The 13,361-nt window shown below is 67.8% G+C and carries 14 protein-coding genes; 7 read left to right on the top strand and 7 right to left on the bottom strand.

What is annotated here, in order from left to right:
* Window positions 1-26: 26 nt before the first annotated feature.
* Window positions 27-1,235 carry an MFS transporter gene (locus tag J2W23_RS11405; RefSeq protein ID WP_307648796.1) on the top strand — a complete coding sequence of 403 codons (1,209 nt, stop codon included), beginning with the start codon at window positions 27-29 and terminating at the stop codon, window positions 1,233-1,235.
* 22 nt (window positions 1,236-1,257) lie between these two features.
* Here the strand turns inward: J2W23_RS11405 and J2W23_RS11400 are convergent, their stop codons facing one another.
* On the bottom strand, window positions 1,258-2,208 hold the full coding sequence (locus J2W23_RS11400; RefSeq protein WP_307648795.1) for a LysR substrate-binding domain-containing protein: 951 nt from the start codon (window positions 2,206-2,208) through the stop codon (window positions 1,258-1,260).
* Window positions 2,209-2,305: 97 nt separating this feature from the next.
* Between J2W23_RS11400 and J2W23_RS11395 the strand changes: the two genes are divergently transcribed.
* Complete coding sequence (locus J2W23_RS11395; RefSeq protein ID WP_307648794.1) at window positions 2,306-3,616, top strand: MFS transporter; 1,311 nt, start codon at window positions 2,306-2,308, stop codon at window positions 3,614-3,616.
* Here J2W23_RS11395 and J2W23_RS11390 read toward each other — a convergent pair.
* Window positions 3,577-4,638 (bottom strand): adenosine deaminase, encoded by a 1,062-nt coding sequence (locus J2W23_RS11390; protein WP_307648793.1) that lies wholly within the window; start codon window positions 4,636-4,638, stop codon window positions 3,577-3,579. The two genes, J2W23_RS11395 and J2W23_RS11390, sit on opposite strands and share 40 nt — an antisense overlap.
* 79 nt (window positions 4,639-4,717) lie before the next feature.
* Window positions 4,718-5,521, bottom strand: a complete 804-nt coding sequence (locus tag J2W23_RS11385) for an IclR family transcriptional regulator (RefSeq protein WP_176659717.1) — start codon at window positions 5,519-5,521, stop codon at window positions 4,718-4,720.
* Window positions 5,522-5,727: 206 nt separating this feature from the next.
* On the opposite strand from J2W23_RS11385, the gene J2W23_RS11380 reads away from it, so the two are divergent.
* The 4 genes from J2W23_RS11380 to J2W23_RS11365 are packed head-to-tail and all read left to right on the top strand — an operon-like array spanning window position 5,728 to window position 9,238.
* Window positions 5,728-6,510 (top strand): ABC transporter substrate-binding protein, encoded by a 783-nt coding sequence (locus tag J2W23_RS11380; protein ID WP_176659869.1) that lies wholly within the window; start codon window positions 5,728-5,730, stop codon window positions 6,508-6,510.
* 15 nt (window positions 6,511-6,525) lie between these two features.
* The gene (gene ehuD / locus J2W23_RS11375; protein WP_176659716.1) at window positions 6,526-7,194 is read left to right on the top strand and encodes an ectoine/hydroxyectoine ABC transporter permease subunit EhuD; all 669 of its coding nucleotides are present in this window, start codon (window positions 6,526-6,528) and stop codon (window positions 7,192-7,194) included.
* A complete protein-coding gene (locus J2W23_RS11370; protein ID WP_307648792.1) occupies window positions 7,191-7,958 on the top strand; it encodes an amino acid ABC transporter ATP-binding protein in 768 nt (255 codons plus the stop codon). Before ehuD ends, J2W23_RS11370 begins: the two co-directional genes overlap by 4 nt.
* Entirely contained in the window at window positions 7,955-9,238 is a 1,284-nt protein-coding gene (locus tag J2W23_RS11365; protein WP_307648791.1) for an NAD(P)/FAD-dependent oxidoreductase, read from the top strand. Before J2W23_RS11370 ends, J2W23_RS11365 begins: the two co-directional genes overlap by 4 nt.
* A gap of 99 nt (window positions 9,239-9,337) precedes the next feature.
* On the opposite strand, the gene J2W23_RS11360 is transcribed toward J2W23_RS11365, so the two are convergent.
* The 4 genes from J2W23_RS11360 to J2W23_RS11345 all read right to left on the bottom strand — a co-directional run bounded on the left by J2W23_RS11360 (window position 9,338) and on the right by J2W23_RS11345 (window position 12,177).
* The gene (locus J2W23_RS11360; RefSeq protein WP_307648789.1) at window positions 9,338-9,739 is read right to left on the bottom strand and encodes a hypothetical protein; all 402 of its coding nucleotides are present in this window, start codon (window positions 9,737-9,739) and stop codon (window positions 9,338-9,340) included.
* Between the two features lie 144 nt (window positions 9,740-9,883).
* Window positions 9,884-10,525 (bottom strand): hypothetical protein, encoded by a 642-nt coding sequence (locus J2W23_RS11355; protein ID WP_307648788.1) that lies wholly within the window; start codon window positions 10,523-10,525, stop codon window positions 9,884-9,886.
* A complete protein-coding gene (locus J2W23_RS11350; protein WP_307648787.1) occupies window positions 10,522-11,082 on the bottom strand; it encodes a GrpB family protein in 561 nt (186 codons plus the stop codon). Before J2W23_RS11350 ends, J2W23_RS11355 begins: the two co-directional genes overlap by 4 nt.
* Window positions 11,083-11,145: 63 nt before the next feature.
* Window positions 11,146-12,177: a GlxA family transcriptional regulator gene (locus tag J2W23_RS11345; protein ID WP_307648786.1), complete on the bottom strand. Its 1,032-nt coding sequence runs from the start codon at window positions 12,175-12,177 to the stop codon at window positions 11,146-11,148.
* A gap of 43 nt (window positions 12,178-12,220) precedes the next feature.
* On the opposite strand from J2W23_RS11345, the gene J2W23_RS11340 reads away from it, so the two are divergent.
* Window positions 12,221-13,357: a DJ-1/PfpI family protein gene (locus J2W23_RS11340; RefSeq protein WP_307648785.1), complete on the top strand. Its 1,137-nt coding sequence runs from the start codon at window positions 12,221-12,223 to the stop codon at window positions 13,355-13,357.
* The last annotated feature ends 4 nt before the right edge of the window (window positions 13,358-13,361 follow it).

Here is a 13,361-nt window from a genome sequence, read left to right as displayed (position 1 = left end):
CACGCCGCCACACAATCGGTTCGCCCATGACGAACCCGCCCTCCTACGCCAGCAGCGCCCACTGGCAGCGCAATCTCGCCGTCTGCATGTTCGGCTCCTTCACCACCATCGTGGCGATGACGTTGCTGCTGCCCTTCCTGCCGCTGTACGTCGAGCAACTCGGTGTGACGGACCACGCGGCCATCGTGCAATGGTCGGGCGTGGCCTATGGCGCCACTTTCTTCAGCGCCGCGCTGGTCGCGCCGCTGTGGGGGCGGCTGGCCGACCGCTATGGCCGGAAACCCATGCTGATCCGCGCGAGCCTGGGCATGGCGGTGGCGATGGCGCTCATCGGCATGGCGGGCAACGTGTGGCAGCTCGTGGGCCTTCGGCTGCTGGCGGGGCTGCTCGGCGGCTACGCCTCGGGCTCGATGGTGCTGGTCGCCACGCAGACGCCGAAGGACCGCACCGGCTGGGCGCTGGGCACGATGTCCTCGGCCATCATGGCCGGCAACCTCGTGGGGCCGCTGGTCGGCGGCGCGCTGCCGCCGCTCATCGGCATCCGCGCGACCTTCTTCGCGGCGGGCGCGATGATCTTCGTGGCCTTTCTCGCCACCGCTTTCCTGATCCGCGAGGAGAAGAAAGCGCCCTCGGCCTCGAAGCAGAGCGATGGCGCCAACATTGGCTGGGCCGCCATTCCCGACAAGCGCCCGCTCATCGCGATGCTCTTCACCGGCATGCTGCTGATGCTGGCCAACATGTCGATCGAGCCGATCATCACCGTCTACGTCGCCACGCTGGTCGAAGATCCCAACCGCGTGACGATGATGGCTGGCCTCGTGATGTCCGCCGCCGCGCTCGGCAGCATTCTCTCGGCCTCGCGCCTGGGCAAGCTGGCCGACCGCGTGGGGCACTGGAACGTGATCGTCGGGTGCCTGGCGGTCTCGGCGGTGCTGCTGGTTCCGCAGGCCTTCGTCACCTCGGGCTGGCAGCTGGTGGTGCTGCGCTTCCTGATGGGGCTCTCGCTCGGCGGGCTGTTGCCCTGCATCGCGAGCGTGATCCGCCACAACGTGCCCGAGCGCGTGGCCGGCAACATGCTCGGCTACTCGACCTCGGCACAGTACACGGGCCAGGTGGCCGGGCCGCTTCTCGGCGGCTTCGTGGGCGGGCACATCGGCATGCGGGCCGTGTTCCTCGGTACCTGCGTGCTGATGGCCGCAGGCGCCGGATGGAACTGCCTGGCGAAGCGGCGGTAGCCCGGGCGTCGTTCACATCTTCTCAGCTCGTGACTGGCTGCACGTGCCGCCGCACCGCCTCCAGCAGCAGCGTGGCGAGCCGCCCGACCGGCGCCTCGGCATTGGCCTGCGCGCGGTAGAGCGACATCGACATCTGCGGCAGCGCCGGCAGGCCGACTGCCGTGCGGTCGATGGCGCGCACATGCGAAGGCAGCCCGAAAGGCGTGCGCACCGTGAGGCCGAGGCCGGCCGAGCTCGCGGCCCACAAGGCCGCGAGGCTGGCGCTGGTGAACGCGTGGCGCCACGGCACGCCGGCGCGGTCGAGCGTCTGGGTGACGATGTCGCGCAGCGGGCACGGCGCATCGAGCAGCACCAGCGGCAGCGGCTCTTTCGACTTGCGCGCGCCGCGACCTGCGCCATCGCGGCGCTCGCGCTCCTTCCACCAAGGCGCGTCGAGCACATCGCCGGACGCCGGACCGATCCATTGCAGCGGCAGGCGCGCCACGCGCTCGGCATGCAGCGACGGCGGCTGGTCGCCCGCGTCCCACGCCAGCGCGAGGTCGAGCTTTCCGAGTTCGAGGCGTTCGCGCAACTCCGCGCTGCGCGCGACGCACGCCTCGATGCGCACCTTGGGATGCGCACGCGCAAAGCGGCCGAGCACAGCGGGCAGCAGCGTCTCGCCGAAGTCTTCCTGCAGGCCCAGCCGCACCCAGCCCTCGAGGTCGGCACCGCGCATGGCGGCGCTCGCTTCTTCGTTGAGTTCGAGCATGCGATGGGCGTAGGCCAGCAGGGTTTCGCCGGCATCGGTGAGCTCCAGCCCGCGGCCGGCCTTGCGGAACAGCACGGTGCCGGCCTGCGCTTCCAGCTTCTTCAATTGCGCGCTCACCGCGGAGGTGGAGCGCCCCAGCCGGTCGGCCGCGCGGGCGTAACTGCCGAGTGCGATACCGGTGGAGAAGCTGCGCAGCACGTCGAGATCGAACATCACCTGGGACATGGATTCATCCTTTTCCTATCGTCCTGTTTTTTGGGACGGTTCACTCATTATTTTCTGATTTTCAAAACCTTGGCAACGGCGGAAACTTCGCCGCACCATGACCCACCCGCCTCTTTCCCCTTCGTATTCGCCTCGCCACCGCTGGAAGGTGCTGGCCGCGGGCGTGGCCGCCAACGCGGCGTTTTCCGTGGCCTTCAGCGGCATTCCGATGACGGCCGTCCTGATGCGCACCGGCTACCAGCTCGACAACGCGACGCTCGGCCTCGTGCTCGGCCTCATGGGCCTGGGCATCGCGGTGAGCGAGCTGCCGTGGGGCCTCCTGACCGACCGCTGGGGCGACCGGCCGGTGCTCCTCACAGGGCTCGGCAGCACCGCCACGGCACTCGTCGCGATGGCGCTCTGGGCCGCGCCGAGCGCGCAGCACATCCCCGGGCTCGGCTGGCTTGCCGCAGGGCTGCTGCTGGTCGGCCTGCTGGGCGGCAGCGTCAACGGCGCGAGCGGCCGCGCGGTGATGACGTGGTTCGCCGCGAACGAACGAGGGCTCGCGATGAGCATCCGCCAGACCGCCGTGCCGCTGGGCGGCGGCATCGGCGCCCTGGTGCTGCCGTTCGTCGCGCTGCACTTCGGCTTTGCGGCGCTCTACGGCCTGCTGGCGCTGCTGTGCGCGCTGAGTGCGTGGATGAGCTGGGCCTGGGTGCACGAACCGCCGATTGCGAGGGATGCGCCACGCACCTCGTCAGCGGCCACGGCCACGGCCGAAGCCCCGAAGACCGGCCCGCTGCGCGATGTGCGCGTCTGGCGCATCGTGCTGGGCATCGGCATTCTTTGCGCGCCGCAGTTCGCCGTGCTGTCCTTCGGCACGGTGTTCCTGCACGACTTCGGCCACGCGGGCCTCGCGACGATCACCGCCACGATGGTCTTCACGCAGGTCGGCGCGATGGCGATGCGCGTGTGGAGCGGCCGCTGGACCGACCGCCGCCGCAACCGCCCGGCCTACCTGCGCGCCTGCAGCGCGCTCAGCGTGGCGCTGTTTGCCGCGCTCGCGGTGCTGGTGATGGCCGCGGGCCCGCACACCGCCGACTCATTGGCATTGCGCATCGCGCTGGTCGTGCTGCTCGGGGTGAGCGGCGTCTGCGTCTCGGCCTGGCACGGCGTGGCCTACACCGAGCTCGCCACGCTGGCCGGCGCGGCGCGCGCCGGCACCGCGCTGGGCATGGCGAACACCAGCGTGTTCCTGGTGTGCTTCGTCACGCCCTTCTCCATTCCCCATCTGCTTGCCTTTCAGGGCTGGCCGATGGTGTGGCTGGCAGCGAGCGCGTGCGCGCTGGTGGCGATGCCGCTACTGGTGCCGCGGCCCGCTGCTTCGGATCAGAAGCTCGCGAAGACGGCGTTGAGCCGGTCCACGTAGGCGCGCTTGGTGGCCGCGTCGATGAAGCTGCCTTCGAAGCTGTTGGCCGCGAGCTGCCAGGCATGCTGCACGTTGAGCCCGGTGGCCTCGAAGGTCTGCGTGAAGTTCTGGTTCATGTAGCCGCCGAAGTAGGCCGGGTCGTCCGAATTGACCGTGGCGACCAGCCCCGCATCGAGCAGCGCGCCGAGGTTGTGCTTCGACAGGTCCGGGAACACGCAGAGCTTGAGATTCGACAGCGGGCACACGGTGAGCGGAATGCGGTCTTGCGCAAGCCGCTTCATCAGCGCCGGGTCTTTCGCGCTCTGCACGCCGTGGTCGACACGTTCCACCTTGAGCACGTCGAGCGCGCTCCACACGTACTCGGGCGGGCCTTCTTCACCCGCATGCGCGACCAGGCGCAGGCCCAGTTCGCGACAGCGTGCGAACACGCGCGCGAACTTCTCGGGCGGATGGCCGACCTCGCTCGAGTCGAGGCCCACGCCGATGAATTTGTCGCGAAACGGCAGCGCCTGCTCCAGCGTTTCGAAGGCTTCCTCTTCGCTCAGGTGCCGCAGGAAGCACAGGATGAGCGATGCGCTCACGCCGAGCTTGGGCCCCGCATCGACGCAGGCGCGATGCAGGCCATTGACCACGGTTTCCATCGCCACGCCGCGCGCCGTGTGCGTCTGCGGGTCGAAGAACATCTCGGTGTGCACCACGTTGTCGGCCGCGGCGCGCTCGAGGTAGGCCCAGGCCATGTCGTAGAAGTCTTGCTCCTTCAGCAGCACGCTCGCGCCGGCGTAGTAGATGTCCAGAAAGCTCTGCAGGTTGGTGAAGGCGTAGGCGCGGCGCAGGTCCTCGACGCTGGCATACGGAATGGCCACGCCGTTGCGCTGTGCGAGCGCGAAGATCAGTTCGGGTTCGAGCGAGCCCTCGATGTGCATGTGCAGCTCGGCCTTGGGCATGGCACGCAGCAGTTCGGGGAGTCGGTCGGCGGGGATGTTGTCGAAGCGCTGGTCGTAGACAGGACGGAAGTCGGTCATGGCGTGGGAAATCTGCGTTGTGATCCCGCACAGCATAAGCGCAGCCACGGCCTGCGCCATCCCCGCAAACGTATGACCGTCAGTCGATGCTGCGGGCCGAGTTCGTGAGCGAGCGCGCGCAGAGCAGCAGCGTCGGCGCGAGCTTGCGCACCGCCTCGTCCATCGTCCAGCGGCTGGTCGGCGCGACCACGTGCACCGACGCGACAGGGCGGCCCTGGCTGCCGATCACGGGCGCGGCGATGGTCATGTCGCCGAGGAACAGCTCTTCGGCATTGGTGGCAAAGCCCTGCAGCCGTGCCTGGCGCAGCACTTCGAGGATCTCGTCGACATCGGTGCGGGTGTGGGCGGTGTGCGTCACGCGGTCCGAAGCCTCGATGAGCGCCCGCGCCTCGTCCTCGGGCAGTGCGCCCAGGTAGGCGCGCCCCGAGGCCGTGCAGTACATCGGGATGCGGCTGCCGATCGGCATGTGCACCGGCACGAACTGCGCGCTCACGAAGCGCGCGACGTACACCATGTCCAGCCCGTCGGGCTCGGTGAGGCACGAGGTCTCGGTCGTCACCTTGGTCAGCTCCGCGAGGAAGGGGTTGGCCACGTCGATCAGCGAATTGGCCGCCAGGTAGTTGAAGCCGATTTCCATCACCCGCGGCGTGAGCTGGTAGCGCCGCGTCTTCGGGTGCTTGCGCACGTAGCCCAGCTTCTCGAGCGTGAAGACCATGCGCTGCGCCGAGCTCTTGGTGATGTCGGTGGCCTCGGCCACGTCGGCCAGCGTCATGGTGCGGCGCCGGGCGCTGAAGGCCTGCAGCACGGCCAGGCCCTTCTCCAGCGACTGGTTGAACAGCAGGCTGGGGCTGTCTTCGGGGGCGGATTCGGGTGTGGCGTCCATGGCTGCGGAGTATAGCCATGTCGACCTGAAATATCGAATATCGATACTTTGAGTTCGACTAGTGGTTTTTCTTTATTGATATGAGATTCAAAAGAATCGACTATTGGCACACATGTTGCATTGGCCGTTCGGTCTTTTCCCAGTTCCTTTTCTTCCGTTTCCTTCCTGCTCTTTCACCTTCCCCGAGGAGTGCTTCCGTGAAACCCATCGTTCATCGCATCGTTCGCCACCTTCACTCACTTCGCCGCCTGGCCCTGGGCCTGTGCGTCGCGGGCGCCGCCTCGCTGGCCGGCGCGCAGGGCGCCGCACCCGCCACCTACAACGTGGGCGCCACGGCCACCGGCGTGCCCTTCACCTTCCTGGACGTGAAGACCAACACCATCCAGGGAATGATGGTCGACACCGTCACTGCCGTGGGCAAGGCCGGCGGCTTCGGCGTCAACGTGCAGCAGACGGTGTTCTCGGCGCTCATTCCCTCGCTCACCGCCCGCAAGATCGACATCGTCTCGGCCGCGATGCTCAAGACCGCGGCGCGCCAGGAAGTGGTCGACTTCAGCGACCCGGTGTATTCGTACGGCGAGGGCCTGATCGTCAAGGGCGACGACGCTCGCGCGTATGTCTCGCTCGACGAGCTCAAGGGCGAGGTGGTCGGCGCGCAGGTCGGCACCGTGTTCCTGGACATGCTCAACAAGAAGGGCATCTTCAAGGAGGTGCGCAGCTACGACTCGGTGGCCGACATGACGCGCGACCTCTCGCTCGGCCGCATCAAGGCGGGCCTGGGCGACCAGCCCATCATTGCCTACCAGCTGCGGCAGAACACCTTTCCCGGCGTGAAGCTGGTGGAAAGCTACAAGCCCGTGAACGTGGGCGACGTGTGCCTGGTGGTGCGCAAGGGCGACACCGAGACCATGGCCCGCCTGAACAAGGCCATCGCGGCGATCAAGGCCGACGGCACTCTGGCGAAGATCGTCCAGAAGTGGGGCATCTGACAACGCACCGCCCCCATGGCTGCTTCCTTTCTCCAGAACGCGCAGGACTTCCTGCCGATCCTCCTGCAGGGCGCCGTGGTCACGGTGCAGGTCACCGTGCTCTCGTTCCTGCTGAGCAGCGCGCTCGGCCTCGGGCTCGCGCTGATGAAGCTCTCGCCCGTGCGCGCACTGTCGTGGACGGGCACGGTGGTCATCAACGTGATCCGCGGGCTGCCGATCATCGTGCAGCTGTTCTACATCTACTTCGTGCTGCCGGAGTTCGGCGTGCAACTCACGGCCTTCCAGGCCGGCGTCATCGGCCTGGGCATCGCCTACTCGGCCTACCAGGCCGAGAACTTCCGCGCCGGCATCGAAGCCGTCGATCCGGGCCAGCGCGAGGCCGCGCAGGCCATGGGCATGCGCTCGGCGCTGATCATGCGGCGCGTGATCCTGCCGCAGGCCTTTCGCATCGCGCTGCCGCCGTATGGCAACACGCTGGTGATGATGCTCAAGGACTCCTCGCTCGTCTCCACCATCACCGTGGCCGAGATGACGCGCGCCGGCCAGCTCATCGCCTCGTCCACCTTCCAGAACATGACGGTCTACACGCTCGTCGCCCTGCTCTACCTGCTGATGAGCCTGCCGCTGGTCTGGGGCCTGCGCCGGCTCGAGAAGCGCTTCGGCGCCGGGAGGAAGCAGCCATGATCCGCGTCGATGGACTGGAAAAACGCTTCGGCACGCACCGCGTGCTGCAGGGCGTGAGCCTGCATGTGGATGCGGGTGAAGTGGTCTGCCTCATCGGGCCTTCGGGCTCGGGCAAGTCGACCGTGCTTCGCTGCATCAACGGGCTGGAGTCGTACGAAGGCGGCGAGGTGCGCGCCTTCGGCGAGCGCGTCGACCGCGACAGCGGCGCCATCCACCGGCTGCGCAGCCGCATGGGCATGGTGTTCCAGCGCTTCAACCTGTTTCCGCACCGCACGGTGCTGGAGAACGTGATGGAAGGCCCCGTCCATGTGCTGGGCCACAAGCCCGCACAGGCGCGCGAAGAGGCGCTTTCGCTGCTCGCCAAGGTCGGGCTCGCCGAGAAGGCGCAGGCTTATCCGGCGCAGCTCTCCGGCGGCCAGCAGCAGCGCGTGGCCATCGCCCGCGCGCTCGCGATGAAGCCCGAGGCCATGCTGTTCGACGAGCCCACCTCCGCGCTCGACCCCGAGCTGGTCGGCGACGTGCTCGGCGTGATGCGCGCGCTGGCCGACGAAGGCATGACCATGATCGTGGTGACGCACGAGATGGGCTTCGCGCGCGAGGTGGCCGATCGCGTGTGCTTCCTGCACAGCGGCAGCATCGTCGAGGAAGGCCCCGCCGCGCAAGTGCTTGGCGCACCGAAGCAGCCGCGCACGCAGGACTTTCTGCGGCGCGTGCTGCATCCGTCGTCGACGGCCGCGGTCGTGCCTGCCGAGGTGCGTTCATGAGCGCATCGCAGGCAATGCCGCCATCGCTGTGGGCGGCCACCGCGCCCCCTGCTCCGCCGACACCGCCGCTGCGCGAATCGCGCAAGGTCGATGTGCTGATCGTCGGCGGCGGGTTCACGGGCCTGTCGACCGCATTGCATCTGGCCGAGGCGGGCGTACAGGTCTGCGTGCTCGAGGCGAATGAACCCGGCTGGGGCGCATCCGGCCGCAATGGCGGACAGGTGAACCCCACGCTCAAGCACGACCCCGACGAGCTGACCCGCCTCTATCGCGGCGAGCGCGCGGCACCGTTGATCGACGCGGTCTCCCGCTCGGCCGACGTGGTGTTCGACCTGATCGCGCGGCACCGCATCGATTGCCAGCCGGTGCGCAACGGCTGGCTGCAGGTCGCCTACTCGCCCAAACAAGTGGCCGGGCTGCATGCGCGCGCCGAGCAATGGGCAAGGCGCGGCGTGAAGACGGAAATGCTCGACCATGCCGCCGTCAGCGCGCGGCTCGGCACCGAGGCCTTCGCGGGCGGCTGGCTCGACCCGCGCGCAGGCGGCATCCAGCCGCTGGCCTATACACGCGGCCTGGTGCGCGCCGCGCAGGGTTTCGGTGCGGCCGTGCATGGCGGCACCGAGGTCACGGCACTGGAGCGCGGGGGCGCGCAGTGGCATGCGAGCACATCGACTGGCGCCACCGTCATCGCGGACCAGGTGGTGCTCGCAACCAACGGCTACACCGGACCGCTGTGGCCGGGGCTGTCGCGCACCGTGCTGGCAGCGAACAGCTTCATCGTCGCCACGGCCCCGCTGAAAGGCGCCGCCGCCGATGCCATCCTGCCGCGCGGCGAAACCGCTTCGACTTCGCAGCGGCTGCTGCTGTACTTCCGCAAGGACGCGCAGGGCCGGCTGCTGATGGGCGGGCGCGGGCACTTCGCCGACCCGGACGGACCTGCCGACTTCGCGCACCTGGAGCGCTCGCTCGAGCTGCTGTTTCCCCAGCTCGGCTCGCTGCGTTACGAATACCGCTGGGCCGGCCGCATCGCCGTCACGCGCGACTTCATGCCGCACGTGCACACGCCCGCGCCGGGCATGACGATCGCGCTGGGCTACAACGGGCGCGGCATCGCGCTGGCGACGAGCATGGGCAAGCACCTGGCGGCACGTCTTGTCGATGCGAAGGCGGAGTTTCCATATCCGGTGACGGAGATGCGGCCGATACCGCTGCATGGGTTGCAGCGGTTCTATGTAGCGGGTGGGGTGGCCTGGTACAGCTTGCTGGATCGGTTGGCTTGAGCGAGGTTTTCGCCTGAAGCCGGCAGTTCGAGGAACTGTTGGCCTCAGAGATCAGGGCCTGTTCCCCCTGCGCAAAGGGTCGCGCAGGTTGAACAGGGCCTAGTTTCGCCAATGCGTATGTGACTGGCTCAAGCCGTCCTTGAGAATTCCGCCGAAGTGGCAGCATTCCCCCTGGGCATCTGTAGAACATACAAAGCCAGCCGCATCTTTGATGATTTCGTCCTGCATGGCATTCACCCAGGTTACTGCCCATGGGATTCGAACCATCACATTGGCGTTTGCCTGGTTGGGTCCCAAAGCGCCGATCGCAATCTGTAGAGGGTTCATGTGAGCGGGCGAGAGAAACATCACGGTGTTCGCTGCCCCGTGGCTCAAGACCATCGTGCGAGCCGCCCAGGTCACGCCAGCCTGATGCAGCACCGCTGCACGCGAATCATCGGTGCCACCCGGTCCGAGAAGACGAATGTGTTTGATTCGGAAGGCCTCAGTGCAATTGAACATGCGACGCGCTCCAAAGATGGGGGCCATATTTTCATGGTCTCGATCTTGTCTGTCGATTGACTACCAAAGTCTTCTCGTGGTGGGCTTCGAAGGGCCTCCCGATGCGGCTGGCTACCAGCCTTGAACCCTTGCCGTGCCGCGCGTTCACCGGGGATAGCCGATCTCGGCGATGTCATCCACGAGCGACGCCAGGTCGGTATCGGGATTGAGCCGCCGGACAAGCTCGACGCTGAGCGGCTCGTGGCGGTAGATCGCGGCGACGTCATTCACATCGACGTCGCGCTCGTAGTACTCACTGGCGAACGCCACGTATTGCTCGGGTCTCCCCGCAAGAATGCCGAGCAACTCGGCCGATCCATCGGGGTCTTCGCCCGCAGGAAGTTCGACCCTTCCGCAGGACCACCGTTCGTCATCGCTCAGACGCCAGATACAGAACGTGCTGTCGTGAGTGCTGAATGCGGGCTCATGCAAGAGGTTCGCATGGAACACCGAAGGCAGGCTGTCGAATATCTCGGGCTGCGGGTTCCCGGACCTGAACACTGGCGCCTCGTGCGCAAGGCCATGGAGGGCGGCACCCGCCGCGCAGAAGATGGCGAACCAGTGGTCCCCCGAGCCATTGCGCATCGAAGCCATCATCCCATCATCGGACCACGCCTGGTTGAACGAGTAGTAGCGGTACTCCCACTCCGGCGACAGGATGGCGTCGAGCATGGCGAGCGATTGCGTCAGCCGCTTCAGTTCCAGGATGTCCGGGAGCGGCTTCAGGTTCTTCGTCGAAAGGGTCATGGCATTCCTCGTTGTCGTTGTTCATTCAGCTCGATCTGCGCGTGGATCTCCTGGATCACCGCCGCTTTTTCCCGGTTGTAGACCTCGGGGTTGACGGGATCGATGGTGTGGGCGCGGTCCTTGGCCTCCTCGTACCTCCTGCGCAGATCCGGGCGCCTGTCCAGGATGTCCATGAACGCCAGCGAATCCTTGTGCACCGGATCGCCGCGGTGGCAGATGTGGATGTTGATGTTGAACCTGCGCCCGTCGTGCACCACGCTCCCGCAGACGTACGGCTTCTCATCCTTGTCGACCCAGACGGCACGGCGATGAAACCCGAGCGCTTCGAACGCCCGTTGCTCGCTGCGCAAGTCTTCCCTTTGCGTGATGGCGACAGCGTCCACCATGGGCTTGCCCCGCAAGCCGCGAATGGCGGTGCTGCCGATGTGAACGAGTTCCACGCCCTCCAGGCGCTCCTGAACATGGCGCCGGACTTGCGCGAACACCTCGGCGTATGCAGGGTCGTAGGGCAGGATGTTGCGATGGTCCAGGCTTTCATCGAACGCATCGATTTTCATGGGCAGCTCCGTGCAGGTTGTTGATTGCGGGTGGCCGCGACGGTTCGGACAGCGGTCCGCCAGCTAGTTGGATGCGTGGCGCCGGTCGCCGGCGCCGCCACCATCGCCGCCGTCGCGGTAGCGCTGCGGCGTCACGCCGTGCTGCCGCGCGAATGCACGCTGCAGTGCATCGACTGACCGGAAACCGCTGCGCGCTGCAATGCGCTCCTGCGGCCAGTCCGTCTGCCGCAGCAACTGCGCCGCCGCGGCCACGCGCGTCTGCTCGACGAACCGCGCCGGCGTGCATCCCGTCTCCGCCGCGAATGCGCGCGCGAAATTCCGCGGGCTCATCTGCACGCGCTCGGCCAGCAGCTCGACCGACAGCGCCTCCTGCGGATGCGTGCCGATCCACGCCACCAGCTCGCGCAGCCGATGGCTCGCCGTGCCCTGCGCCTGCAGCGCCTGGCTCAGCTGCGGCTGTTCCGCGCCGCGCAGCATAGGCAGCGCGAGCGTGCGGGCGATGTCCATCGACACGCCATGGCCGAGGTCGTCTTCGACCAGCGCCAGCGCAAGCTCGATGCCGGTCGTGACGCCGGCCGATGTCCACACCGGGCCGTCGCGCACATAGATGCGCTCGCGCTGCACGCGCGTCTGCGGCCGCAGCGCCTGCAACTGGTCGCACCAGCGCCAGTGCGTGGTGGCCTCGCGGCCATCGAGCAGGCCCGCCGCCGCAAGCGCGAAGGCGCCGCTGCACACGCTCGCGACGCGGCGAATGTTCGGTGCGGCGTCTCTCAGCCATGCGCCGATGCGGTGCTCGACGATCGCTTCGCGCACCGCGGGCTCGTCGCCGCCGGCCACGATCAGCGTGTCGATGGCGGCGGGCAATTGCCGCAGCGCCAGCGTGCCTCCGAACTGCAGTCCGCCGTTCGTCGACACCGTGCCGCCGCCGGGCGATGCGATGTGCAGTCGGTAGGTGCCGGGGCGCATCTCCTCGGCCTTGCTGAACACGCTGGCGGGGCCGGCGGCGTCGAGCACTTCGACGCCGTCGAACACGACCAGCACCACGTTGCTGGCAGGAACCGCGGCGTCTTCGTCCTTGTGGGTCGGGGTCGGCATTCTTAATCTCTGGGCATCGTCAGGTTGACAGGAGAACAGAGCCATGTGGAGAGCGGTGTGGGCGCTGATCGGCGCAAGTATTGCAGCGTTTGCCCTCGCAGGATGCGGCGCGGGCGCGCCGCTGCCGCCCGCACAGGCCGATGCGGCCGCGAGGGAGCGCGAGAAGCAGGCCTTCGTCGAGGCCCTGAAGCCGCGCCGCTCGGGCAGGCCGGTGGTCGTAGTGCTCGCACTGAACGAAGGCACCGAGACGACCGACCTGCTGTTGCCGCACGCGGTGCTGCGACGCGCCGACGTTGCCGATGTGCGGATCGTCGCGCCGAAAAGCGGCCGCGTGGCCCTGTATCCCGCGCTGCAGGTGGATGGCGCCCAGGACTTCGCGAGCTTCGATCGCGCGCATCCCTCGGGACCGGACTACGTGATCGTGCCGGCGATGATCGTTGAAGACGATCCCGCCGTGGCCGCCTGGCTCCAGCAACAGGCGGCACGGGGCGCGCGGGTGATCGGCGTCTGCTCGGGCGCGCTGGTGGTCGGCCACGCCGGCCTGCTCGATGGGCGGCGTTTCGCAGGCCACTGGTACGACCGCAAGACGCTGCTGAAGCGCCACCCCGGTTCGACCTACGTGCCGCATCAACGCTACGTGATGGACCGCGACGTCGCGACCACCACCGGCATCACCGCCTCGGTGCCGACGATGCTGGCGCTGGTCGAGGCCATGGGCGGGCCGGAGAAAGCGAAGTCGATGGCAGCGGAGTTGGGCGTGGCGTCGTGGAGCCCCGAGCACGACAGCGCGCCCTTCGGCCTCGACGTGAAGCGCGGCAGCAGCTACCTGCTCAACAAGGCTGCGTTCTGGCGCGGCGAGCAGGCGCAGATCGATGTGCAGAACGGCACCGACGACATCGCGCTCGCGCTGGCGGCCGATGCGTGGACGCGCACGGGGCATATCAGCGTCGATGCTGCGTCTGCCTCCGGCTCGGTCACGCTGCGCAGCGGGTTGGTGCTCGTCACGCAACCGGCTCGCGAAGCGGCGACCCGGCTGCCGCTGTCCGCGTCGCTGAAGCCGGTGCAGCAGCTGGACCGCACGCTGTGCGAGATCGCCGCGCGACACGGGGAAGCGCGGCGGGATTGGGTGATGCAGGAGATGGAGTATCCGGGGCCGGGTGTGGCTGCGTGTGCGGGGTGATGGC

The sequence above is a fragment of the Variovorax boronicumulans genome, from assembly GCF_030812215.1.
GTDB classification, from domain to species: Bacteria; Pseudomonadota; Gammaproteobacteria; order Burkholderiales; family Burkholderiaceae_C; genus Variovorax; species Variovorax boronicumulans_C.
The sequence above is the reverse complement of the archived record's forward strand: the minus strand, read 5'-3'. Positions and strand labels throughout refer to the sequence as shown.

Excerpts from the sequence above, each read along its gene's own strand:
- J2W23_RS11385 (WP_176659717.1), bottom strand. The coding sequence starts at position 5,521 with ATGGACGCCACACCCGAATCCGCCCCCGAAGACAGCCCCAGCCTGCTG.
- J2W23_RS11350 (WP_307648787.1), bottom strand. The coding sequence starts at position 11,082 with ATGAAAATCGATGCGTTCGATGAAAGCCTGGACCATCGCAACATCCTG.
- ehuD (WP_176659716.1), top strand. The coding sequence starts at position 6,526 with ATGGCTGCTTCCTTTCTCCAGAACGCGCAGGACTTCCTGCCGATCCTC.
- J2W23_RS11390 (WP_307648793.1), bottom strand. The coding sequence starts at position 4,638 with ATGACCGACTTCCGTCCTGTCTACGACCAGCGCTTCGACAACATCCCC.
- J2W23_RS11340 (WP_307648785.1), top strand. The coding sequence starts at position 12,221 with ATGTGGAGAGCGGTGTGGGCGCTGATCGGCGCAAGTATTGCAGCGTTT.
- J2W23_RS11360 (WP_307648789.1), bottom strand. The coding sequence starts at position 9,739 with ATGTTCAATTGCACTGAGGCCTTCCGAATCAAACACATTCGTCTTCTC.
- J2W23_RS11355 (WP_307648788.1), bottom strand. The coding sequence starts at position 10,525 with ATGACCCTTTCGACGAAGAACCTGAAGCCGCTCCCGGACATCCTGGAA.
- J2W23_RS11405 (WP_307648796.1), top strand. The coding sequence starts at position 27 with ATGACGAACCCGCCCTCCTACGCCAGCAGCGCCCACTGGCAGCGCAAT.
- J2W23_RS11400 (WP_307648795.1), bottom strand. The coding sequence starts at position 2,208 with ATGTCCCAGGTGATGTTCGATCTCGACGTGCTGCGCAGCTTCTCCACC.
- J2W23_RS11345 (WP_307648786.1), bottom strand. The coding sequence starts at position 12,177 with ATGCCGACCCCGACCCACAAGGACGAAGACGCCGCGGTTCCTGCCAGC.
- J2W23_RS11370 (WP_307648792.1), top strand. The coding sequence starts at position 7,191 with ATGATCCGCGTCGATGGACTGGAAAAACGCTTCGGCACGCACCGCGTG.
- J2W23_RS11365 (WP_307648791.1), top strand. The coding sequence starts at position 7,955 with ATGAGCGCATCGCAGGCAATGCCGCCATCGCTGTGGGCGGCCACCGCG.
- J2W23_RS11395 (WP_307648794.1), top strand. The coding sequence starts at position 2,306 with ATGACCCACCCGCCTCTTTCCCCTTCGTATTCGCCTCGCCACCGCTGG.